This is a genomic window from Helicobacter sp. MIT 01-3238 (assembly GCF_003364135.1).
Taxonomy (GTDB): Bacteria; Campylobacterota; Campylobacteria; order Campylobacterales; family Helicobacteraceae; genus Helicobacter_B.
This window is the reverse complement of record NZ_NXLN01000007.1, coordinates 1-23,736: the sequence shown is the minus strand read 5'-3', so window position 1 is coordinate 23,736 and position 23,736 is coordinate 1. Positions and strand designations below refer to the sequence as shown.

Sequence of the window (23,736 nt, the reverse complement as noted above, 5' to 3'; positions counted from 1 at the left end):
AAATCAAAGCCAAATAAGTCAATCTAAGAGAAAGGAAAAAAATGCCAAAATCTAAAAACCTAGATTCTAAGCAGATAGATTGCACACTAAAGCATACAAAGCAAGCACTATCTAAAGAGACGCTAGAAGCTATGGCAGAAATAAAGCGTGGGATTAGCGAATTTATCGGAGAAGAATATATCGCCTTTCTTATAGAAAAATATTTCCAAAGCAAAAAAAACGCGCAATCTAGCAAGCAAGCAAAAGAAGCGAGGTTTGTCGTAAAGGCTGGCTTTGACCCCACTGCACCAGATTTGCACTTAGGACACACAGTGCTACTAAACAAACTCGCCACTTTCCAAAAATACGGCGGAAATGTGAAATTTCTAATCGGGGATTTTACTGCGACTATCGGCGACCCAAGTGGCAAAACACAGACAAGAAAGCAGCTAAGCAAAGAAGAAGTCTTGCAAAATGCCAAAACTTATGAGAATCAAGTTTTTAAGATTTTAGACCCCGCATACACCCAAGTATGCTTTAACTCCGAGTGGATAAACGCGCTAGGCATAGGCGGGCTTGTAAACCTCACGGCAAACTTTTCAGTAGCTAGAATGCTAGAGCGAGATGATTTCACTAAGCGATATAAGCAAAACTTGCCAATTAGCATTATTGAGTTTATTTATCCATTGCTTCAGGGGTATGATTCTGTGGCTTTGAGCGCGGATATAGAGCTAGGGGGGAATGACCAAAAGTTTAATTTGCTTGTAGGACGGGCTTTGCAGCGAGCTTATGGACTACCAAAAGAACAATCCGTGCTTACTCTCCCACTACTTGAGGGACTAGATGGCGTGCAAAAAATGAGCAAATCTCTAGGCAATTATATTGGAGTTACAGAAAATCCTAACACAATGTATGCTAAAATTATGAGTATCTCTGATGAGTTGTCTTGGAAGTATTATGAGTTGCTAAGCCTAAAGAGCAATCAGCAAATAGAGGAGATAAAGCAGCAAGTAGCAAAAGGCACACTTCACCCAAAGGCAGCAAAAGAAATGCTTGCTTTAGAGATTACAAGCAGATTTCATAGCCTAGATTTGGCAAATGATGCAAAGCAGGCGTTTGATAGTGTCTTTAGCCAAAAAGAAATCCCTAGCGACATTGCAGAATCTACTTTCAAAATAGATGATTTTGCTAATTCTAGCGAAAGTGGGATTTGGGTGTGTGAGATTCTCTCAAAAAGTGGGCTATGTCCCTCTAGTAGCCAAGCAAGGCGTGAGATAAAAGCTGGAGCCCTAAAAATCAACAAAGAAAAAATCCAAGATGAAAACCTAAAACTAGGCAAAGGCGAGCATATTATCCAAGTAGGCAAACGCCGATTCTTAAAAGCAATAATCCAATAATCACAACAAATAAAGGACTGCTAAGATTATGAAATCCCAACTAAAGCCTTTACAAATCGGCAAACACACCATAACATTCCCTATATTTCAGGGTGGAATGGGTGTTGGCATTAGCTGGGACAATCTAGCAGGCAATGTCTCAAAAGAGGGTGCGCTTGGCATTATTTCCGCCGTTGGCACGGGGTATTATCATCAAATGAAGTTTGTTGAAAAACTAGTGCTAAATAAGCCATTTGAAACGCTAAATTTTTACTCAAAAGTTGCACTAAATGAAATATTTAAAAACGCTCGCAAAATCTGTGGAAATAAACCACTAGGCGCAAATATCCTGCACGCAATCAACGACTATGGTAGAGTGGTGCGAGATGCGTGCGAAGCAGGGGCAAATATCATCGTTACAGGTGCAGGATTGCCGACAAATATGCCCGAATTTACCAAAAACTTCCCCGAAGTAGCCCTTGTGCCTATCGTATCCTCTGTCAAAGCGATAAAAATCATCTGCAAGCGGTGGGAAGAGCGATACAAAAAAATCCCCGATGCCTTTATCGTAGAGGGACCGCTAAGCGGAGGACATCAAGGGTTTAAATACGAGGATTGCTTCAAGCCTGAATGTCAGCTAGAGGCGATTCTCCCTCCCATAGTCGAAGAGACAAAAAAATGGGGAAATATCCCAATCATCGCAGCGGGCGGGATTTGGAATAGAAAAGATATTGACAAGTTTTTGGCACTTGGTGCAAGTGGCGTGCAAATGGCGACACGATTTTTGGGCACATTTGAGTGCGATGCCAAAGCCTACCAAGAGATAATGCCCTTTGTCAAAAAAGAGGACATAGAGCTTGTCAAATCCCCTGTGGGCTACCCCGCAAGGGCGATAAAAATCGGCGTCATAGAGCGACTAAAAGAGGGCAATGCCCCAAAAGTCAAGTGCGTAAGCAACTGCGTAGCCCCCTGCCACAGAGGTGTAGAAGCAAAAAAGGTGGGGTATTGCATAGCAGACTCTCTAGGTAAAGCCCATCTAGGCAACACAAAAGAGGGGCTTTACTTCACAGGTGCAAACGGCTACAAAATCGACAAAATCATCTCAGTCAAAGAACTAATAGAAGAACTCACAAAAGGCTAGAGCTATGAGGCGGATTTTGCTAGCCCTAGCCATATTTCTTGCCTATCCGCTTGCAGCGCAAAATCTACGAATCACAAATGCTGTCCCTTTTGGTGCTAGTAGCTTGAAAGTCGTTTTTTCAAACGACATAGATTCTCTTAGCCTAACCCCTATCAAACTCAATCAAAACTCTTTCTACATAGACATAAAAGCCGTTCTTGACATTGGTAGAAAAGTGTATTTTTTTCCGCGCAATGCCCAAGTAACAATCGCCCAAAACACCCCCGAAATCACGCGCATAGTCATCACAAATGGCAATGGTATGGAATACCAACTAAAACCAATGCAAAAAAATCTCTATCTATCCTTTGTGGATAAAATCCCATCTAGCACTACTCAATCCACCACACAACAAAAAACAGAGCCAAAAGCAGAACCTAAAGCCCAAAGCAAACCTCCCCAAGCCCAGCCTACTCAAACTAGCCAAGCCAAACAGCCTCCAAAACAACCCGCCAAACAAACTCAAAGCAAACCTACTCAAAATCCAAAAACTCAAAAAAAAGAAGTGCAAAAAAATGATTCTGCAAAAAAAGATTCCAAAAAATCAGCACAAAAGCAAAAAAACACAAAAACCACACCAAAATCCACGCCCAAAACCCCACCACCTCGCACGATTGTCTCAACCACTCTTGCCACACCAAGTAGTAGAAAAGGGCTAAAAGTCGTTATTGATGCAGGACACGGGGGCAAAGACTGCGGGGCTTTTGGTGTTACAAAAGTGTGCGAGAAGCATATCGTTTTAAAAGTCGCCCTAAAAGTGCACAATGAGCTAAAAAAAAGAGGCTATGAGAGCTACCTCACGCGCGATAGGGACATTTTCATAGAGTTGCCCGAGCGCACCAAATTTGCCAATGCCAAAAAAGCGGATTTGTTTATCTCTATCCACGCAAATTCTGTCCCTGTGGGCAAAAAATCTCCACGAGGCATAGAGACATACTTCCTCTCTGCTGCTCGCACCGAAGATGCTAGAAGTGTCGCAGCAAAGGAAAACCAAGCCGATATTGAGATAATGAATTTTTATAGCAAACAAAACTTCTTAGATAGGCTAGAATCTCATCGCATAGTTTCTTCCAATCGATTTGCTATCGACATACAAACAGGGCTTATACAAAATCTGCAAGCAAACTATCCGCCAAGCACGATTGTGGATAACGGAGTGCGTGAGGGACCATTTTGGGTATTAGTAGGTGCTTTAATGCCATCTGTGTTGGTAGAAATAGGGTATAATTCTCACCCGCTAGAAGCCCAAAGACTAAATGAGGACACATATCAAAGGGTGCTAAGTTTGGGCATCGCAGATGGCATAGATAGCTTTGTAGCAAAAAATTTCAAAGAATGATTTTCTAGGTAGTTTTTGCTTGTTTGTATCATTTTGCAGGCGGATTTTATCAAGTATATTTTCAAGTAGATTTTGTGGTGTAGATTTTATAGCGCGGATTTTAGAGGGTAGATTTTTGCAAGGCAATACCTCTAAAGACTTTTAAGGAGCAGTGATGACTTTTTCTAGTAGCCGTATTTTTTCCTCTCTTTTCTTTTTCTTTGCGGTGTTTGTGTTTTTGTCCCTGCTTGTCTCGCAAATCTCCCAAAACTTCAACCAACTTTTTCTCATTTTTTCTTACCCTCATCGCGCTTTTGATTTTATCAGCAATGTCTTGCTGTTTTTGTGGGTGCTTATGTGTGTGGGGTTTTGTATCTATATGCGCAAAAAGCGACACCACAAATCCCTAGAATCCATTCTTAGCATTTTTATCGCGTTTTTTGTAAGTATCGTGCTTATATTACGAATCATCAAAAGTCAGCTTGAATACCAAGCCGATAGCATAAACTACGCAGTAAATGACACCATAAGCGGCTTTATCTTGTGGAAGTTTTTTGATATTTTTGTGTATTGCGTAAGCTATGGGCTTTTGGTATTTTTGCCACTACTATTGCTTGCTTTCAAACTTCGGCTAAATCCATTTAGCAAATGGGGGAATCTACTTGAGAAATACAAGCCATCAATTTGTGTAAGCCTTTTTGTGCTTTTTGCCCTTGCGTTGCAGCCCTACTATGCCAAAAAAAATCTACTATTTTACTTTGATGTGGCATTGTTTTATGTGGCGTTAGCACTGCTTATCGTCTCGCTTTGGCGCAACAAAGAGTTGTTTTCTTTTTATGAATACGCCAATATTTTGTGGCTTGTTGTAGGTGTGCTTGCCTTTAGTGCTAGCTCCAAACTCATTGCTCAAGCTGATTATAGCAGTGCTAGAATTTTGTTTCTCATCATCGCGCTAATGGCGTGGTGTGGGGATTTTATGAGTGCGATTATAAATGGCAAATTTCCTCCAAGTAGCCTGCGTGAGTTTTTGCCAAAGTCGCTAAAATCTCGCAAAAAGAAAAATCCTCCACTACCCTCACCCACTTCATTTCCAAAATCCACAAAAAATTGATTTTAATCCACTTAGTGCAATAAAACGGAGAATCTAAATGCCACCAAATTCTGCTAAAAATCTGCAAAGCACGATTCCAAAAAAAATCTGCTTTGTGTGTCTAGGCAATATCTGTCGCTCTCCACTCGCAGAGGGAATCGCAAAGCATCTTTATGCCAAAATGCCTAAGCAAAGCAAAGCCAAAATAGAATTTTGCTCGGCTGGGACTTCTGGCTTTCATAATGATGAGGGGATAGATTCTCGCTCTATTGGGATTGCTAGAGAAAATGGTATAGACATTTCAAGCTACACTAGCAAGCAAGTAAGCCTATATGGACACAGCGATGTTGATTTGTTTGTCGCAATGGATAGGCAAAACTACGCCACTTTGTTGCGACTTGGGTTTAAGCCTAGCAAGGTGGTGCTTTTGGGGGATTTTGGGCTAGGAGGTAAGGAAGTGCCTGACCCATATTATGGAGGTAGTGATGGCTTTGCCAAAGTCTATGAAATGCTTGAAGCTGGGATTGCAAACCTGCTAGAGAACTTAGCTAAAGCAGATTTGCCAAACAAATAAACTTGCTAGCAATCGCTAAAAATCAAAACAAAGGATAGACAAATGAAAAAGTGTGCAAAAATCTATGGGATTAGAAACTGCGGGAGCGTGCAAAAGGCTCTAAAATTTTTGGAGCTAGCAAATGTGAGATATGACTTCATAGACTTCAAACTAAACCCACCAAGCCAAGCAGATATTACTCGCTGGTGTGAAATATTTGGCATAGAATCTTTGCTAAACTCCAAAGGAATGACTTACAAAAAACTAGGTTTAGGCAAGCAAAATCTAAGCCTAGAGGACAAACTAAAGCAAATAGAGCAGCACCCCACACTTATCAAACGCCCTATAATAGAGATATATGAAACCCTAGATACAAAACAACCCAAAGAATTTCTAATAGGCTTTGATGAAGTAAAATACAAAGCCACATTTAGTGATTCCTAAAATTTAAGCCTTTTTTGCGCAAATCAGCAAATATGGAATCTAAATATGCTACATAAACTCGCTATACCACGCCAAATATCACAGATTTTTGCAAAAAATCCCCTCAAAAATATTCTCTCAAAATCTTGCTCAAATATTTGCTTAAAGCCTTGCTTAAATCTTGGCGCAAATTCACGCACAAAGCCTTGCTCAAACTCTCGCTTGGATTTTGTGCCAAACCTAATCTCGCGCTTATCTTTGTGCGCTTTGTGTGCGTGGGTGTGTTTATTTTTTAGTTCTTGTGGGATAAAAGAGATAAACCTCCCTGCAAAAGACCCAAGTATCTACTCCCAAGACGCACTAAGCTATGTAGCAAAATCTAGCAAGCAAAAACCCCAAGACAAAGACACCAAGCAAAAGCTAGAATCCCTAGCCAAGCTATACCTAAAAGAGCATTTTTCTGCGTGGGAGATTACAAAAGCAAATCCAGATAAAAAAAGTGTCTTTTGGGCGCAAGACTCATTGCTAAAAAACACAGGCTTTGGGGAAAATCTATTTCCAAACTCACTAGAAACTACCAAAGAAATCTATGAACGAATGAATATCAAAGCCTATCCTAGCACGCTTACAAAGGCTATCATCATAGAAACTACTGATGTCCGCGCTGTGCCAAGTGATAAGCCACGATTTAAAAGAGCTGATGATTATCCATTTGACCAGTGGCAAAATTCACTTATCTTTGCCAATACCCCTGTGATGATTACGCACTATGACACTTCTAAGGAGTGGGCGCATATCCAAAGTGGCTTTGTATATGGCTGGGTAAAAGTGCGGGATTTAGCTATCATAAACACCCACGAGCGCGAAATCCTAACCAAAATCAAAACCTATATCCTACCCGTGCGAGATAAAATCCCTATCTATGATAGAAAAGGTGAGTTTTTGACACACGCTAGAGTGGGACAGATTTTGGGAGTGGCTAGCGTGGTGCGCGGGGACTATCTAGTCTATATCGCAAAACGCGAGATTTCAGGCAAAGCCACTCTCATAGAAGCAAGACTAAAGCCAAAAGATTTTATGCTTTTTCCACAGAGTTTTAGCCCCACACTTACCGCACAGATAATCAACACAATGATAGGACACAAATACGGCTGGGGTGGCTATCTAGCGAACAGAGACTGCTCGGCATTTATCCGTGATATTTTTGCAAACTTTGGGCTATATATGCCTAGAAACTCGTATTCACAAGGCAGATGGGCAAGAAATATGATAGAGCTAGACAAACTTGACAGAAAGCAAAAAGAGCGATATATCCTAGAAAATGGTGTGCCTTTTGCAAGTATTTTGTGGCTAAAGGGGCATATTATGCTCTACATTGGCGAGTATAAAGGCAAAGCTATGGTAGCACACAGCTCGTGGAGCGTCCGCACAAAGAAAAAACGCGTAGCGACAAAAAGCCTACTAGGCGGCGTAGTCATCACTAGCCTATACGCAGGGGAAGAAAACAACGCAAAGGATAACTACACGCTACTTATAGATAGAATCTTAGGCATTTCAAATTTGCAAGATAAACTCCAAGAATAACGCCCTAAAAAAGCAATATTTAGAGTGGATTTTGCAAACCTCTTGCAAGGCAAAAATAAAAAAACAAAAAAGTTAAAAAAAAGTTAAAAAAAGTTAGAATTTAGTGTATTTCATACTATAATAAACGCCAATCTAAAAACCTAAACAATCACACATAAACACAAATAAAACGGCTACAAAGCCAAAAATTATAGGAGAATCCAAATGGAAAAGCATTTTGATGTAGCAATCATCGGTGGTGGCGTATCTGGAAACGCTCTATTTTGGACGCTAAGTGAATATGCCAAAATAGGCTCGATTGCCATAGTGGAGAAATGTGGCAGGCTAGCTCAAGTAAGCTCCAATGTCAAAGCAAACTCTCAAACCATACACGATGGCTCAATAGAAACCAACTATACCGCAGAAAAAGCCAAAAAAGTCCGTCTCTCTGCCAAAAAAGTCGAAACCTACGCACTAAAGCACAACCTCCAAAACAAAATCATTTTCCAAATGCAAAAAATGGCAATCGGTGTGGGGGATAGAGAATGTGAGTTTATGAGAAAACGACATAGCGAATTTTTGGAAGTATTTCCAGATATGGAGTGGTTTGAAAAAGACAAAATCAAAGAGCTAGAGCCACATATCATACTTGGACAAGACGGCAGAAGCGATAGACCTGAAAATATCGTAGGAAGTGGTTATAAGCAAGCGTGGTGCGGAATGAATTTTGAGCTACTAAGCGAGGATTTTGCAGCTCGTGCGCTAGAAAATAACCCAAAAAACGAAGTCTTGCTAAACTTTTGGGTAAAGGAAATCCGCGCAAAAGATGAAGGCTACTACCTCATCTCTAGAGGTGGAGATGCTATAAGCGCGAAGTTTGTGCTTGTAAATGCTGGTTCGTACTCACTTATCCTAGCGCAATCTATGGGCTATGGTATGAATCTAGGTTGCTTGCCTATGGCAGGTAGCTTTTACTTCGCACCTACTTTGCTAAAGGGCAAAGTCTATATGGTGCAAAATCCAAAACTTCCCTTTGCTGCACTACACGGTGACCCAGATATAAACGCAAACGGACGCACGCGCATAGGACCTACTGCTATTGCTATGCCAAAGCTAGAGCGCAAGAAGCATTGGTATAATGGCATAAGCCTAAGCGAACTTCGGCAAGTAGACTTCCACAGAGAAGTATTTGGTGTGCTTTTTGACTTGATAATGGATAGCGAAATCCGCGCTTATGCGATAAGAAATATGATATTTGAGTTCCCATACTTTGGAAAAAGACTTTTCTTAAAAGACGCTAGGAAACTTATCCCCTCACTAAAGCTAGAAGACATACAATACGCGGATGGCTATGGGGAAGTGCGCCCGCAAGTAATTGACAGAACTGCAAAAAAACTAGAGCTAGGCGAGAAAAAAATCATTACCAACAAAGGCATAACTTTCAATATGACACCATCGCCCGGTGCGACAAGCTGCCTACAAAACGCCCTTGTAGATGCGCAAGAAATCACCGCTTACTTGGGTGTTAGCTTTGATAAAGAGAGATTTTTAGCAGATTTATCTCCAGAGGAGCTAAAGTCATAGATTTTAGCGATATTGTTTATAGTAGCTTTGCTATCAAAATCGCTAGATAACACTTTTTGTATTTTCACTTGTTTTATCTTTGCACTTTGTGTATTCGCACTTCGCAAGCACATTATATCTTCGCACCTTAGGCACGATTATGACATAGTCTTATGCCTAAGGCTTTTTAGACACTCATTTTTTAGACACACTTAAAACAAATCCAAAAACATAAACCAAAATATTATACCAAGCGTTTTTGGATTTTATAAAATCCACACATTTTATTAGCCCACCACATTCACACTCCACTACATTCCAAGATTTTTTCTATGATTCTATGGGAGATTCTATGTAGGATTCTACGAGGGCGATTTTTGCACTTTTTTTGTTCATTTTTGAAATATTTGATACTATTTTACACATTGCTATATTTTTTATGCAAGAAGTTAATGCGATATTGACACAAAACGCTATAAAATAAAGAGGCTTTTTATTTCATACTTCAAAAGGAGATTCTATGGAGTGGATTCAACACTACGACCCTCTAAACAACCTTTGGCTTAGCGCGCTTTTCGCGTTTGTGCCTATCGCGTGCTTTTTGCTATGTTTGCTTGCCTTTAAGCTAAAGGGCTATCAAGCAGGCTTTATCACCGTGATTGTGGCAACTTTGGTGGCATTTTTTGCTTATGATATGCCTTTTTCGCTCATAGGTGCGAGCTTCGTTCAGGGCTTTGCGCAAGGTATGTGGCCTATTGCGTGGATTATCATCGCAGCGATTTTCCTCTACAAGCTCTCTGTGAAATCAGGGAGCTTTGAAGTCATCAAGCAAAGTGTGATGAGTATCACGCCCGACCACAGAATCCAAGTGATTCTCATCGGCTTTTGTTTTGGCTCGTTTTTGGAGGGCGCGATAGGCTTTGGAGGACCTGTGGCGATTACTGCGGCATTGCTTGTGGGATTAGGGCTAAAGCCACTTTATGCTGCGGGGCTTTGCCTCATCGCAAACACCGCTCCTGTAGCATTTGGTGCGGTTGGGATTCCTATCATTGCGATGACAAACCTTGTAGGTGTCGAGCAGCACGCCGTAGCAGCTATGGTAGGGCGAATGCTCGTGCCTCTAAGCCTTACAGTGCCATTTTTCATCGTCTTTTTGATGGACGGCTTTAAGGGCGTGAGAGAGACATTCCCTGCGATTTTTGTCGCAGCAGTGAGCTTTACAGCGACTCAGTTCTTAAGCTCAAACTATCTTGGCGCAGAGCTCCCTGACATTGCTTCTGCGATTGTCTCGCTTGCTTGCACCACGCTCTTTCTCAAGGTATGGAAGCCTAGCAATATTTTCCGCCTAGATGATGAGAAAAACTTTTCTGTCGCAAGTCTAGAATTTGGCAAAGTCTTTAGGGCGTGGTTACCTTTTATTTTGCTTATTATTTGTATCGTGCTTTGGACACAGCCGTGGTTTCAAGGGCTATTCAAAGTCGGCAATCCTGTGCTTTTCCAAGAAGCAGGTGAATCATTGCCAAAGCCTGATTTTTGGCATAATGTCTTGCCTATCTTTAATGAAGCAAAAGAAATCATCGGCTACAAGCTCGTAGGCGTGCTAAGCTATACCCAAATCACTATAAACTTCAATTCTCTTGGCTGGACACTGCTTGGCACAAATGGCAAGCCTGTGGGCTTAAGCCTGCCTATCAACCTTATTGCGCTTCAAGCAGGCACAGCGATTTTGCTCGCGGCATTCCTTACCATTTGGTTTCTCAAAATCAAAGCCCAAGACGCAGCAGAGTGCTTTTGGGATACACTAAAAGAAATGGCAATTCCTTGTATTACCATTGGGCTTGTTGTCTCATTTGCGTTCATCTCCAAAAACTCCGCGATGAGCGAGACACTCGGGCGAGCGTTTGCCCAAACAGGCGATGCGTTTAATTTCTTTAGCCCTGTGATTGGGTGGATTGGCGTGTTTATCACAGGAAGTGATACAAGCTCAAACCTACTCTTTGGGACATTGCAGCAAGCAAGTGCGAGTGTGCTAGGTGTGGGCGAAGCACTCTTTTTAGCAGCAAACTCTGTGGGTGGCGTTGTCGGCAAAATGATAAGCCCGCAAAGTATCGCTATTGCGTGCGCGGCAGTGGGACTTGTAGGCAAAGAAGCCGAACTATTTAAATTCACATTTAAATACTCTCTAGGATTTATTATCCTCATTGGCATTTGGACTTTGGTAATCTCACTATTTTTAAATGGAATTATCCCTGAAGTAGTGCCATTGCCTAAGGTATAGGAGGAGGTTGAAGCACGATTAAAGGGGGCAAATCGTGCCTAAATCGTGCAAAAATCTAAAATCGTGGAGGGGGCAAAACTTAGCAATTTTAGCTAAGTCTAATAGCTTTAGCAGAATTTAGCTTTTTCTTAAATCCCTAAAATTTGCCTAAGACCTAGTAGTAATTTTGGGGGCTAGACATTTTGGTGTGATTTTTATCCAAATTGCACTTAATTTGCCGATAATTACTCCTAAGAAATTTCTTAAAATTTTAGCGTTTTTGCAAACTACCTTTACCTATCGTTTTTATATACTTTTTATCAAACTTCAAAACAACTAAATCCAAATAAGGCAAAATCCAACAAGGTGCATTTATGACTTTACTTATCACATATTTTCTTGGCACAGTGTTTATTTCTGCGGCTTGCTCGGTGTTTGAAGCGGCATTATTTAGCGCGACTACACCTTTTGTCGAGGCAAGTGCCAAGCTAACCAAAACAGGCAAAATCCTAAAACACCTAAAAGCAAATATTGATAATTCCGTAGGTGCGGTGCTTGTGGTAAATATGTTTGCCAATACTTTGGGTGCAGCAGCTGTGGGTGCGCAGTCTGTGGAAGTGTTTGGCGATGAGTGGGCTGGAGTGGTAGCTATCGTGCTAACGCTTAGTATTTTGTATGTAGCAGAGATTATCCCCAAAACCCTTAGCGCAATGTATTGGAAAAAGCTCATTTTGCCCTGCTGCTATCCACTCATAGTGATGTATTATGTAGCATTTCCATTTGTGTATATCTCTCGTGGAATCACATTTTTTTTCCGCAAAGGCAATGTAGAGAGAATCAGCAGAGATGAGATTTTAGCCCTTATGGAGCTAGGCGAAAAAAGTGGCTCGCTAGATGAGCTAGAAATGGATATTTTAGAGCATATCATCGGGCAAAAATCTATCCGCGTCAAAGACATAATGACACCCAAAAAACTTATCTTTACCCTAGATGAAAATCTAACCATAAAACAAGCCCTAAAGCAATCCCAAAAGCGCAAATATTCGCGCATACCTCTAAGCGCAGATTCTGCTACAATCACATCGCTTGCCTATCGCAAAGAAATCCTCCAAGCCAATCTCAAGCACAAAGGGCAAGAGCCACTAAAAAGCATTGCCAAACCATTTACCTCTGTCAAAGAAAATATGCAAGTCCTTATGCTTTTGCGACTTTTTATCCTGCGCCACGCACATTTGTTTGCCGTGCTGGACAAAAAAGGCAATCTAGTTGGAATAGTTACCCTAGAAGACGCGCTAAATGCCGTGCTAGGTGTGGGCAATATCTCAAGGCACTAAAGGAGCATAGATGACATTATTGATTGTGTATTGTTGTGTGGCGATTATCTTTAGCTTCATCTGCTCAATTTTAGAATCTGTATTTCTTAGCACTAGCCAATCTTTCGTAGAAAGCTATGAAAAAAATCACCCAAAAGTAGGTGGCTACCTGCGCTACCTAAAATCCAATGTCGAAGAAGCTGAAGGCGCGATTTTGGTGCTAAACACCTTTGCGGTAACTGCTTGCTCTACGGGATTTGGTATAGAGATTACGCGACTTTATGGCGAAGAGTGGCAGTTCATCGCTTCTACGATATTTGCCATAGCGATGATTTATATCACAGAGATTTTCCCCAAAACTTTAGGCACGACTTATTGGAGGGCTTTTGCCCCTAGTGTAGCGGTATGTGTGCGATATTTACTAAAAATCACTTTCCCTTTTGTCGTATTGGCAAAGGGAATCACACATTTCCTCACACGCGGAGCAAAAGTCGCCATTAGTCGTGGCGAGATTTTGGCAGCTAGCGAAATAGGCAACAAAGGTGGCTCACTAGGTGCAAAAGAGACAAATATTGTCAAAAATCTACTAACCCTAAAAAACTATCAAGCTGTGGATATTCTAACCCCCCGCAGTGTGGTTTTTAGCCTAAAAAGCGATGAAAAAATCAAAGATGCTATCAAGCATAAGCGAATCACGCACCATTCTTTCGTCCCCGTGCTAGGAGAGAGCGTGGATTCTATTGTGGGTGTGGTGGATTCTAAAGAGATTTTAGCCCTTAGCCTGCAAGGCGAAGACGACAAAGAAGTAGGAGAATTTGCAAAGCCAGCAAACATTGTCCCGCATAATATTTCTGTGCTAAAACTTCTGCATTTATTTACCAATAACGATAGCGCAAAACAAAACACAAAAGATTCTTACAAAAGCGATGATGAAGCAAATACAAAACTTTTTGTGGTGCTTGATAGATATGAGCAATTTATGGGAATTGTAACATTTGAAGATGTGCTTGAGACACTGCTAGGCGATGAGATTGTCGATGAGTTTGATGAAGCGCGAGATATGCAAGAGCTTGCCAAAAGACAAAACCTAATCAAAGAAAAGCACAAAAAACAACGCGCACAAGAAAAAGATGAAAAATCAAAAAAAGAAGCAAAAAAGATAAAAGAAATAAAAATTTCGCAGAAAAAATGGTGGAATATATGGGGCTAAACTTTGTAAAATCTAGCCTTTTATCACACATAAATCTATACTTGCCAATGCTATGTAATATGCTCTACCTATGCCTATCAGTGTTTGTAAGTGTTTGCTATTTGTTACGCAAACCTTACTTGATTCTTGTGGGGTTTTTGGAGCTGATATAGAGATAAATCGCTTGGATTTCCTCATCGGTTAGATTGTATTTTGGCATTATGCCTTTGTCTTGGTTTAGAGCAGTTTTGAAGTTGAAAAGCTCTAGGTTATTTATGCGCGGGACAAGGAGGGTTTTTTGCTTACCCTTATGGGTGTATGTGGCTAGCAAAGTTTCCTCGCCTATTGCGCCGTGGCATTTGATACAGCCGATTCCGCGAGGATATTCATACAGACTTGCGCCATACTCTTGGGGAGTGATAAAGCTTTCATTTGATTGTGCGCTTGCTTGGTTGCTTATTTGTGAGTTTTGCAAGTTTTGCAAATCGGTTTGCAAGTCAGCTTTTGGGGTGGAGTCTAGTTTTTGGGATTTAAAAATATTGCCAAACTTTTTTGTATCTTTTTCATCTTTTTTTTCGCTTTTTTCATTTTTTGAGGTTATGGGACTTGATTGTGTGTTTTCTTGCGTGATTGATTTTGTAGCAGAATTTAAGCTAGATTCTTTTTCTCTCTGTGTCATCTCTTTTGTGCTTTCTTTAGTTGCATCTTTGTCTGTATCTTTTTGGGCTTTAGAATCTTGCGAACTAGAGTCCAAAGCGGATTCTAAAGTAGCCTCTAAGGTAGATTCTAAAGCTGATTGTGGGATATATTCAGGCACGCTAGATTGTGATTCTAGCTTTGTATTCTCTTTTTGTGTGGTTAGTGTGGGATTTTGTGCGTTTAGGATTTGGGCTAGCCCCACACTCCACGCCACACACGAGATTTTTGCAAAAGTTTTGCCAAAAGATATGCACTTCATATCAAACCCTTAATATTTTTTCATTATAATAGCACTTTTTATTCAATCCTAACCACGATATAAAACATAGTCAAAACACCCAAATATAACTAAAGCACACCAAATACACCAAATTTGCACCAAGCAATAACACAAAGGCACTTGATGACTATCCTAGATGGCAAATCCCTCTCTCTCTCAATCCAAGATTCTCTCAAATCCCAAGTAGCAACCCTAAATCCAAAACCAAAGCTAGTGGTTATCCTAGTAGGCGAAGACGCCCCAAGCCTAGCCTATGTCAATATGAAAGCAAAAGCCTGTCAAAATGTCGGTATCATAGGCGAAGTCCTACGCTTTAGCCAAGAATCCTACCAAGAGCAAATCCTAAAGGAAATCGCTAGGCTAAATGCCGATAAGAGTGTGAATGGAATCCTTGTCCAACTACCATTGCCAAAGCACTTTGACACGAATGAGATTTTACAATCTATTGCACCACACAAAGATGTCGATGGATTTCACCCTATCAATGTCGGTAGGATGCAATGTGGACTTGAAAAACAAAATACAAAACAAGATAAAAATAGCTTACCTTATGATAGCGCAGACATTGGATTTTCCCCCGCTACTCCGCTAGGAGTTATGGAGCTACTAAAGGCGTATAATATCGAGCTACAAGGCAAAAATGTCGCTATCATCGGTGCTAGCAATATCGTAGGAAAGCCACTTGCCCAGCTTATGCTAAATGCAGGTGCAACCATTAGCATTTGCCATATTTTCACGCGTGATATTTCGGTATTTACGCGCAGTGCGGACATTGTCTGTGTAGGTGTTGGCAAAGTAAATCTAATCACAAAAGAGCATATAAAAGATGGTGTAATCATCATAGACATAGGCATAAATCGCTTAAAAGACGGCAAGCTATGTGGTGATGTAGACTTTGAAAATGTAAGCAAAAAGGCTAGCTTCATCACACCTGTGCCCGGTGGAGTAGGACCTATGACGATAGCTGCACTCCTGCAAAACACCCTAAAAGCCTACCATATCCAAAACTCCCAAAACCTCTAAAATCCCCCACAAAAAAGGAATACAAAAATGAATAGCACACAAGAATCTAGCCAAACAAAAAGTAGCCCAAAAACTTTGGCTACCAAGATTTTGAGTGGAATATATGTCTTTTTTTCTAGCTGGACAGGGACGATTGTGCTTGTGCTATTTGTGATATTTTTTGTCGCACAAGGCTTTGTGATTCCCTCACGGTCTATGGTTGGCACTCTTTATGAAGGCGATATTTTGTTTGCCAAAAAATACTCCTATGGGATTCCACTGCCTCGACTTCCGTGGATAAATACGCCTATCTTGCCCGACTTTTTTGGCAATGGACATCTAATCAAAGCAGAGGGACCAAGTCGTGGCGATATAGTCATATTTATCCCCCCACACCTAGAAAAGCTAGGACTAAAAACCGACCACTATATCAAGCGAACTTTTGCCAAAGGTGGCGATGAAGTGCTTTTCACTCCGCGTGGAATGTATCTACACCCAAGCGAGGGCAACGAGTATGTAAAAGAGCATTATAGTGATTATGAAATGGTGCAAAGAGGGGATAAACTCTTTGTGCTAGAGCCATACTCAAAAAAACATTTAGGCGTGAATTATGATGAGGGAATCTCATCTTTTTACCAAATGGCAAGTATCTATAATGAAGCTAGACAAGATGGACGCTCGCCCTATGACTTTAGCGCACAATATCGCGGAATCTCTATGGAAGCACTCATTGATAACGGACGCGTGGAATATTTCTACAAAAAAATCGCTGATGATGAATACTTTATGGTAGGGGACAATCGCAACAACAGCGAAGACTCACGATTCTGGGGAAGTGTGCCATACTCAAATATCGTAGGCACGCCGTGGTTTATCTACCTAAGCATAAACCTCACTCAAAGCATAGAATCAAACGCTTATTTTGAGCCAAAGCAGCGATATTCTCTGCGATGGGAGAGAATGTTTAAGACAATGCAAGGCATAGAGGAGCTAACCACACAAAAAGCCACGACAAAATCTATCCCAAGCGAAGTAGCAAGCAAGTAGCACAAATAGTGAGGGCAGAAAGCAGGCGTGGCTTAATTGTGTCTAGTTATTGCAAGTTTAGCTATTGCAGATTCTTATCATTGCTGGGGTTACTCATTGCAAGAGGGCATAAGTAGCCTTTCACTTCAATCAAAATCTACACAACCAAAAACGCATAGATTAGAAATAGATTGAAGTGGATTGTGAGGTGGATTCCAAAATTCTGCTAAATTTTAAGGTATATTTTATGCAGTATAGATTAAAATTACAGCTTTATTTTTTGCAATTTTTGCAGGATTTGTGGACAGATGGGTGAGTGGCTGAAACCACACCCCTGCTAAGGGTGCAGACCTTAATCGGGTCTCGAGGGTTCAAATCCCTCTCTGTCCGCCATTTTTGGCTTTTGCTAGCGTTTGGCTAGATTCAAATATCGGGGCGTAGCTCAGTCTGGTTAGAGTACTTGGTTTGGGACCAAGGGGTCGAAGGTTCGAATCCTTTCGCCCCGACCATTTGAAGTTTTTTGATTTTGTTGTGTTTGATAGCTGGCTTATAAGATTTGCAAACGCAAGTTTATAGGAGCTTATTAGATATTAGGTGTGGATATGCGGATTTGCATAGTTTTTGCAGATTTGATAAGCGCAAAGTCAAGGGCTATTACACGCTCTTGTATGTAAATGGTGGGTGTAGCTCAGTTGGTTAGAGCATCAGTTTGTGGCACTGAGGGTCGTGGGTTCGAGCCCCATCACCCACCCCATTTTCGCTTCTTTTGTAGCTTTTTACTTCTTAAACGATTTTTTTAATTTTATTTTTCTTAAGATTTTTACTCTTTTAGATGATTTTTGTTCTTTTGTGAGGTTTTTGCGTTCGTAGCTCAATTGGATAGAGCACCAGACTTCGGATCTGGGGGTTAGGGGTTCGACTCCCTTCGGGCGCACCACTTATGAGTTTTTGCGCCTATAGCTCAGCTGGATAGAGCAACGGCCTTCTAAGCCGTAGGTCAGAGGTTCGAGTCCTCTTGGGCGCACCACTTGCTTTTAGCTTCACTTAACTTCTTTGGGAAGCACATTTTTTAAGACTTTGGGTAAGACTTTTGCCACGCTTTTTTACACAAATGTCATAAACTCTCTGTGAAACCCACAAAACACAATCAATTATCACAAACCCCCCACAAAAAATCTCTACCCTACTTTTTTGATTTTATCAAGCACGCCATTTACCAGCCTTGAAGCATTGTCATCACAAAAATTCTTTGCTAGCTCAATAGCCTCATTTATCACCACAGGTGTATCCGTGCTAGTATGCGCTATCTCATAAGCCCCAAGTCGCAGTATGCTTTTTTCCATTTGTCCCAATCGCTCAAAATCCCACTCCTTTAGATTCTGCGCTAGCTCCAAATCAATACTTTCCAAATGCTCCATAACACCAGCAAAAAGCCCAAGCGCAAAATCTTTTTGCTTGTTCTTGATTTTGCGAGATTCTAAAAAACTTGACGCAAAGGCTTCCACTTCTGCATTGCCACTTTGATACGCGTATAATAGCGAGATTACCGCTTCTCTAGCGTGTGTCCTAGTTGCCATTTTGTGCCTTTGTTTTTAGATTTTGTCTTAAATTTGCGGTTAGATTTTTATGCGGTTATTTTTATGTTTATAGCTAAATCCGCACAAAATTCACACTTTTAGCTCTGCATAAAGGCTAAGCAATTCTATAAGAGAGCTCATCGCTTCAAAGCCTTTATTGCCCGCTTTTGAGCCTGCACGCTCGATTGCTTGCTCAATATTATCAGTCGTTAGCACCCCAAAGCTCACAGGAGTGCCGTATTTTAGCGTGGTGTTTGCAATTCCCTTAGTCGCCTCCGCACTCACATAGTCAAAGTGTGGTGTCCCACCGCGTATAATCGCTCCAATCGCACAAACCCCATCATATCGCTTCGCAGCCAAAATCCTATCAAGCACAAAAGGTAGCTCAAACGCTCCCGGTGCCAAAATCAAGTCCAAATTCTTAGTATTGCCTCCGTGTCGTGCAAAGCTATCTTGCGCCCCCTCGATAAGCCTATCAGTGATTATGTGATTAAAACGCGAGCATATAATTGCGATTTTTTCGCTACCTTTTAGGAGGATTTTGCCCTCAATTTTATTCATTTGATTCTCCTTATATCAAGTTTTGGTATCGGGCTTTTTTAAACCCAAAAATAAATAAGAAATTCTACACTATTTTTTACTTATTTTTGCATTCTTTGTTGTCTTGGTATTATATTGTTTTTGCACACTCCCAAAGATTTTGATTATTTATTTTGCAAAAAATTATCAAAATTTATGCAGAATTTAAGAAAAAATGTGTAACATTAAAAATTCAAATTAGTAGTGAATTTTATTTTTTGCTATTTAATTTGTTGCTTCAAAAACACAATCTTAAAAATTCATAACGGAATTAAAAATGCGACAAATCCAAAAAGCACTATTTTTGTTATCTTTTGCTTGCGCTAGCTTTGGCTTCACAGAAACTATTGCAGAAAACGGGACAGATGAGATAAACGAAAAAATAAAAGAGGTGGATAGAAACACACAAGAAACAAACCAGCAAACCTCTAATCAACTCCCCACACAATCTCCCAAAGAAAGCAAAGAGCAAGAGCCTACACAAGACACACCGCAAAATCATACTTTAGCCCAAGAATCACAAGAAAAAATGCAATCACAAAGCAAAGACACAAACGCACAATCCCAAAAAACACTACAATCACAGCCCACACAACCCAAAAATCCAGCAAAGACAAAGCACGGCTTCATCGGGCTAGAAGCTAGCTACACAGGAATCAAATATGACGAAAAAGGCACGCTTGCTACAAGCGCACGAGAGCCATATAGTGGAGGTGGGCTAAGGTTTGGATTACTTGGTGGATATAGACACTTTTTCTTATCAGGCATTGGTATTCGTGGATATGCAAACATTGACTACTTTGAAGCCCCATCCTCTATTGGCACAATCCAATCTCTGCACTACGGAATAAACGCAGACTTGCTAATGGATTTTAGAGAAATCGGCGTATTTGTAGGAATAGGCGTAGGTGGGGTGCATTATTTTGGTAGCGGTGTAGATAGACTAAAAGCCCAAGCTAGCTCAAGCACTCAAGGATTTGGCGTGCAACAAAATGGCGTAGAAACAGGACTTCAGCTAGGCTTGCAATCCGCACTTTGCAAATCTGTGGGCTTAGAAATCATTGCGCGTATCCCATTTATCTCACACTACTTCATAAACAAGGGCGATGAATCAAACATCATCTCTAGACAAATCACGCAAAGCTACTCAATCGGAGCGAGAATTTTATATCATTTTTAGTGATTTTATTTTGCTTAAATCATCATAGATTTTTGATTTTTTATCGTGCAAAGATTGCGTAAAAACCGCAAAAAAATAAGAGCATAATTTTTTGCACTTTTTACGCGTAATAAAATTTAGCTATAATGCGATTTTAGACAATATTTTTAGTCAAATCCACACAAGAATTATAAAGAGAATCTATGACAAAAAATCATCAAAAATCCAATCAACCCCACGAGCAACCTCCCAAACAAAGCCCAAACCAAAACTCAAGTCAAAGCTACACACCACCCCTTAGCAAAGCTCAAATCCACCAACTACTAAAATCAAAAAATAGCAAGTGGGATTTTTCATCTCTATCCTCCTTGCCCCACCCATTTTCTCTCAAAGACTGCGAGCAAGCCTCACACTTCCTTGCCCAAGCGATAGCAAATCAAAAGCAGATTTTAGTCGTGGGTGATTATGATGTCGATGGGATTGTATCTAGTGCGATTATGATGAGATTTTTGCACTCTGTGGGACACAAAAATGCCACCTATATTATCCCAAACCGCTTTAGAGACGGCTATGGTATAAGCCAAAAAATCTTGCAAGAAAATCCTAGCGATATTGTCATCACCGTAGATAATGGAATAAGTGCGTTTGAAGCGGCGCAGTTTTGCACCACTTCGGGTAGAAGCCTCATCATCACTGACCATCATTTGCCAAAGGAGCAGTTGCCAAATGCAGATTTTATCATAAACCCACAGCGACACGATTGTGAGTTTCCACAAAAAGAGATTTGCGGTGCGCTTGTAACGTGGTATCTATGCGCAGGGACAAAAATCGCCCTGCAAAAGATAGATTCAAGCCTTGCAAAAAGCATAGATTTAGCTCCATTGCTAGAGTTTGTCGCACTCGCCACTATCGCAGATATGATGCCCCTAAAGCATATCAACAAAACAATCGTGCTATATGGAATCAAAAAGCTAAAGAACCCACACTTCCCCTGCATAAGCAAACTAAAAACACTCCTAAAGACACCATTCCCCACAGCAAGCGACATTGCCTTTAGCATAACACCCGTGCTAAATTCAGCAGGCAGGATGGGCGAGGGGACAATAGCAAGCGAATTTTTGCTAGACTCTACAAAGGTAAGCCTAGAAAATCTAAAATCCATAAACGAGGAGCGCAAAAAATGCGCCAATGACACCCTAGAGTCCGCGCTAAAAAACGCACGCCAATACCAAAATGCAATAATCACAAAAGGACAATGGAATGAGGGTGTGCTAGGCATAGTAGCTGCCAAACTTGCAAAAAGATTCCAAAAATGCGCCTTTGTGCTGACAAACCAAGCTAGCAACACTACAAACCAAAAAAACATTCTAAAAGGCTCGGTGCGGGGGATTGGTGGTGTGAATATTATAGATTTGCTAAATGGAGGAAAAGAGATTTTAGGGGAGTTTGGCGGACACAAAAGCGCGGTAGGAGTGCAACTAGATGAGGAGAAATATGAGGAGTTTTGCGAGTATTTAGCAAGCGTGAATATAGACTATGCAAAAAATGATGAAAGTTCGTGCGATGAGTTTTTGCTAAAAATAGATTCTAGGGATATTGATGAGGAGTTGCTGCATATATTAGAAGAGTTTGAGCCCTATGGGCAGGGCAATCCAAAGCCCATTTTTGAAGCTACTTTGCGCGTAGAAAGCGTAGAGATTATCAAAGAAGTGCATAGAAAAATCATTTTTAGCCCACTAGATTATGCTAATCCGCTAGATTGCACACAAGATTTTAATACCAAGCAGGATTTTATAAAAGATGCTAAGCAAGATTTGGCGCAAATCTCTAGGCAAGATTCCAAGCAAGACACCAATCAAAATCTAGCGCAAAATATTCATATAAAAGCAATGTATTTTTTCTGTGAAAAAGAACTACAAAAAGACGATGAAATCACGGCCAGATTCACATTACAAAGGGATTCTTTTAGTGGCAAAGCTGTGATGATTATAAGCGAGATATTATAGATTTTGCACCATTTTTAAGGAATCTATACTCACGAGTAAAACACCTATCTAGCGTGCAAAATCTGGCACACTAGAAAAACTAAAATGGCACAAAATCTAAATGTGCTAAATACTAAGCGTATAAAAACTAACGCTATTAAAGTTTTTGCTTCAAAAAGTCATCTGCTTTTTGATAAATACATTTGCTATTTTTGCTTAGCTTATGTGTTAGCCTTATCATTTTTTGATTTACCAAAAAACGCAAAGCCCAACCCCATAATAAAAGCCCCAATAACTGTCAAAACAAAATCTATCCCAAATGAGCTAAATTTCACAGAAAAAAATCTATCAAAAAATGGGACAAAGGCAAGCAGATTTGGCACAAGCAGAAAAAACAAAAACATATAAACAAAGCGGACAACATAACCTTTCATTGCAAAACTATCCTTTAATCTCTTTTTAAGTAATGCCAAGCACCTGCCCCGAGCGCACTCATAATCCCCACACTAAAAGCCCTTGCAAATGCCGATTGTTGCCACTCTAAGCCCCACTCTGCAAAAAACTCAATGGGAACATAAGGAAAAATATATGGCGGAATCAAAAATCCAACAAACATTAGCAAAAACCAATATATGCAGATTTTACATAATTTCATTTTATAAGCCTTACTCATTTATAAACTATCGTGCTACCAAGTGTGAGAAAAACATTTCTCTTAGCACTTTTTTAAGAGATTCTACCACCTATTTTATGATTTAAAATATTTTTTACTAAGCAAGGATTTTATCCCTTCCTTAGCTTACATAAATACATAAAAAACTTTTTTGATATGTGGATATTTTGCTAATGTCTTTTGCGTCTAAAGAGCAAAAAAGCACACATACTAATCGCCCAAAAAAATGCCACAACAAAAGCTGAAGTTAGCCATTCTATGATTTTCCCCTCTTGTAAGGTAGCATATCCCCAAGCGGATATATGAGAAATCACATAAGTGATTATCAAATAGCTAAAAAACATACCAAAAAAGTAAAAAAGAAAGACTTTTGATAATTGCTTCATAATATTGCCTGCTTGACAAAAATTACACTAACGAATACCAAGCTTGCTACCAAGCCCACCAAATACAATGCCCCCAGCTGCGCCAGAAAGACCATTGTTTAGAGCATTGCCCCAATTTATTGGACGATTATTCCAATAATCCAAAACAACAGATTGCCCAGCACCCCAAGCAAAACCTGTCCCAGCACCCCAAAAAATTGCAGGCCACAACTCACCTTTTGTTTCCTCTAGCTCTTTTTGAGAGAGGAATTGCACATTTAGATTTTCTGCATTTTTTCCAAATAGGAAATTTGCATCATCTTTTGTGAGTGCAGATTCTTGCACGCTAGGTGCAGGGGCAGTAAATGGAATTTGTAAAGTTTGAACGCTCAGCACGGATATGCTGACAAAAGAACAAGGCTCTAAGATTGAAATGATTTGCCTCATTTCGTGCTTCCTTTAAATAAATTAAATTTGCAACCCCTTAAAAAATTTCTAAAGAAAAATTCTATGTCAATTCTCTTTGAGGTGGCAGGTAAATATAAGTGAATAAAAAATAATTTGTCAAGTAAAATATATTTTTAATC

General features: G+C 40.3%; 22 protein-coding genes and 5 tRNA genes. 20 read left to right on the top strand and 7 right to left on the bottom strand.

All coding sequences use genetic code 11. The features are described 5' to 3' along the window. Window positions 1-131 precede the first annotated feature (131 nt). From tyrS to CQA40_RS03475, 11 genes are all read left to right on the top strand, one after another. Window positions 132-1,376, top strand: coding sequence for a tyrosine--tRNA ligase (gene tyrS, locus CQA40_RS03530; RefSeq protein ID WP_258864448.1), 1,245 nt, complete (start codon window positions 132-134; stop codon window positions 1,374-1,376). A 28-nt stretch (window positions 1,377-1,404) separates the two neighbouring features. After that, window positions 1,405-2,496, top strand: coding sequence for a nitronate monooxygenase (locus CQA40_RS03525; RefSeq protein WP_115519574.1), 1,092 nt, complete (start codon window positions 1,405-1,407; stop codon window positions 2,494-2,496). Between the two features lie 4 nt (window positions 2,497-2,500). After that, a complete protein-coding gene (locus CQA40_RS03520) occupies window positions 2,501-3,874 on the top strand; it encodes an N-acetylmuramoyl-L-alanine amidase (RefSeq protein WP_115519573.1) in 1,374 nt (457 codons plus the stop codon). Between the two features lie 154 nt (window positions 3,875-4,028). Continuing rightward, window positions 4,029-4,964, top strand: coding sequence for a hypothetical protein (locus CQA40_RS03515; RefSeq protein WP_115519572.1), 936 nt, complete (start codon window positions 4,029-4,031; stop codon window positions 4,962-4,964). A gap of 37 nt (window positions 4,965-5,001) precedes the next feature. Then, window positions 5,002-5,517 carry a low molecular weight protein-tyrosine-phosphatase gene (locus tag CQA40_RS03510; RefSeq protein ID WP_115519571.1) on the top strand — a complete coding sequence of 172 codons (516 nt, stop codon included), beginning with the start codon at window positions 5,002-5,004 and terminating at the stop codon, window positions 5,515-5,517. A gap of 42 nt (window positions 5,518-5,559) precedes the next feature. Further along, window positions 5,560-5,940 (top strand): arsenate reductase family protein, encoded by a 381-nt coding sequence (locus tag CQA40_RS03505; protein ID WP_115519570.1) that lies wholly within the window; start codon window positions 5,560-5,562, stop codon window positions 5,938-5,940. A gap of 45 nt (window positions 5,941-5,985) precedes the next feature. After that, the gene (locus tag CQA40_RS03500) at window positions 5,986-7,503 is read left to right on the top strand and encodes an SH3 domain-containing C40 family peptidase (protein WP_115519569.1); all 1,518 of its coding nucleotides are present in this window, start codon (window positions 5,986-5,988) and stop codon (window positions 7,501-7,503) included. Window positions 7,504-7,707: 204 nt separating this feature from the next. Then, window positions 7,708-9,066 carry an FAD-dependent oxidoreductase gene (locus tag CQA40_RS03495; protein ID WP_115519568.1) on the top strand — a complete coding sequence of 453 codons (1,359 nt, stop codon included), beginning with the start codon at window positions 7,708-7,710 and terminating at the stop codon, window positions 9,064-9,066. Between the two features lie 499 nt (window positions 9,067-9,565). Further along, window positions 9,566-11,323 carry an L-lactate permease gene (locus CQA40_RS03485; RefSeq protein ID WP_023927311.1) on the top strand — a complete coding sequence of 586 codons (1,758 nt, stop codon included), beginning with the start codon at window positions 9,566-9,568 and terminating at the stop codon, window positions 11,321-11,323. A gap of 353 nt (window positions 11,324-11,676) precedes the next feature. After that, window positions 11,677-12,636 carry a CNNM domain-containing protein gene (locus CQA40_RS03480; protein WP_115519566.1) on the top strand — a complete coding sequence of 320 codons (960 nt, stop codon included), beginning with the start codon at window positions 11,677-11,679 and terminating at the stop codon, window positions 12,634-12,636. Window positions 12,637-12,646: 10 nt separating this feature from the next. Beyond that, window positions 12,647-13,825, top strand: a complete 1,179-nt coding sequence (locus tag CQA40_RS03475; protein ID WP_115519565.1) for a CNNM domain-containing protein — start codon at window positions 12,647-12,649, stop codon at window positions 13,823-13,825. 115 nt (window positions 13,826-13,940) lie between these two features. Here CQA40_RS03475 and CQA40_RS11845 read toward each other — a convergent pair whose 3' ends face one another. Further along, entirely contained in the window at window positions 13,941-14,762 is an 822-nt protein-coding gene (locus CQA40_RS11845) for a c-type cytochrome (protein ID WP_408941409.1), read from the bottom strand. Between the two features lie 144 nt (window positions 14,763-14,906). Here CQA40_RS11845 and CQA40_RS03465 point away from each other — a divergent pair, with 144 nt between their 5' ends. From CQA40_RS03465 to CQA40_RS03435, 7 genes are all read left to right on the top strand, one after another. Continuing rightward, window positions 14,907-15,806 carry a bifunctional 5,10-methylenetetrahydrofolate dehydrogenase/5,10-methenyltetrahydrofolate cyclohydrolase gene (locus tag CQA40_RS03465; protein WP_115519564.1) on the top strand — a complete coding sequence of 300 codons (900 nt, stop codon included), beginning with the start codon at window positions 14,907-14,909 and terminating at the stop codon, window positions 15,804-15,806. Between the two features lie 27 nt (window positions 15,807-15,833). Further along, window positions 15,834-16,832, top strand: coding sequence for a signal peptidase I (lepB, locus tag CQA40_RS03460; protein ID WP_115519563.1), 999 nt, complete (start codon window positions 15,834-15,836; stop codon window positions 16,830-16,832). 281 nt (window positions 16,833-17,113) lie between these two features. Continuing rightward, window positions 17,114-17,204, top strand: a tRNA-Ser gene (locus CQA40_RS03455). Window positions 17,205-17,242: 38 nt separating this feature from the next. Beyond that, window positions 17,243-17,320, top strand: a tRNA-Pro gene (locus CQA40_RS03450). A gap of 168 nt (window positions 17,321-17,488) precedes the next feature. Beyond that, a tRNA-His gene (locus CQA40_RS03445) sits at window positions 17,489-17,565 on the top strand. 106 nt (window positions 17,566-17,671) lie between these two features. Then, window positions 17,672-17,748: transfer RNA gene (locus CQA40_RS03440), tRNA-Arg, on the top strand. Window positions 17,749-17,761: 13 nt separating this feature from the next. Beyond that, a tRNA-Arg gene (locus CQA40_RS03435) sits at window positions 17,762-17,838 on the top strand. Between the two features lie 151 nt (window positions 17,839-17,989). Here CQA40_RS03435 and nusB read toward each other — a convergent pair. Both nusB and ribH read right to left on the bottom strand, forming a co-directional pair. Next, window positions 17,990-18,388 (bottom strand): transcription antitermination factor NusB, encoded by a 399-nt coding sequence (gene nusB, locus CQA40_RS03430; RefSeq protein WP_115519562.1) that lies wholly within the window; start codon window positions 18,386-18,388, stop codon window positions 17,990-17,992. A gap of 90 nt (window positions 18,389-18,478) precedes the next feature. Beyond that, the gene (ribH, locus tag CQA40_RS03425; RefSeq protein ID WP_115519561.1) at window positions 18,479-18,949 is read right to left on the bottom strand and encodes a 6,7-dimethyl-8-ribityllumazine synthase; all 471 of its coding nucleotides are present in this window, start codon (window positions 18,947-18,949) and stop codon (window positions 18,479-18,481) included. A 295-nt stretch (window positions 18,950-19,244) separates the two neighbouring features. Here ribH and CQA40_RS03420 point away from each other — a divergent pair, with 295 nt between their 5' ends. Continuing rightward, on the top strand, window positions 19,245-20,147 hold the full coding sequence (locus CQA40_RS03420) for an outer membrane beta-barrel protein (RefSeq protein WP_115519560.1): 903 nt from the start codon (window positions 19,245-19,247) through the stop codon (window positions 20,145-20,147). Between the two features lie 182 nt (window positions 20,148-20,329). Then, window positions 20,330-22,132, top strand: coding sequence for a single-stranded-DNA-specific exonuclease RecJ (gene recJ / locus CQA40_RS03415; protein WP_115519559.1), 1,803 nt, complete (start codon window positions 20,330-20,332; stop codon window positions 22,130-22,132). A gap of 200 nt (window positions 22,133-22,332) precedes the next feature. Here the strand turns inward: recJ and CQA40_RS10835 are convergent, their stop codons facing one another. The 4 genes from CQA40_RS10835 to CQA40_RS03395 form a co-directional block, all read right to left on the bottom strand. Beyond that, on the bottom strand, window positions 22,333-22,545 hold the full coding sequence (locus CQA40_RS10835) for a hypothetical protein (RefSeq protein WP_147290151.1): 213 nt from the start codon (window positions 22,543-22,545) through the stop codon (window positions 22,333-22,335). 14 nt (window positions 22,546-22,559) lie between these two features. Further along, window positions 22,560-22,766: a hypothetical protein gene (locus CQA40_RS03405; protein ID WP_115519557.1), complete on the bottom strand. Its 207-nt coding sequence runs from the start codon at window positions 22,764-22,766 to the stop codon at window positions 22,560-22,562. A gap of 188 nt (window positions 22,767-22,954) precedes the next feature. Further along, complete coding sequence (locus CQA40_RS03400) at window positions 22,955-23,170, bottom strand: hypothetical protein (RefSeq protein WP_115519556.1); 216 nt, start codon at window positions 23,168-23,170, stop codon at window positions 22,955-22,957. Window positions 23,171-23,197: 27 nt separating this feature from the next. Beyond that, window positions 23,198-23,596 carry a hypothetical protein gene (locus CQA40_RS03395; protein WP_115519555.1) on the bottom strand — a complete coding sequence of 133 codons (399 nt, stop codon included), beginning with the start codon at window positions 23,594-23,596 and terminating at the stop codon, window positions 23,198-23,200. Window positions 23,597-23,736 lie beyond the last annotated feature (140 nt).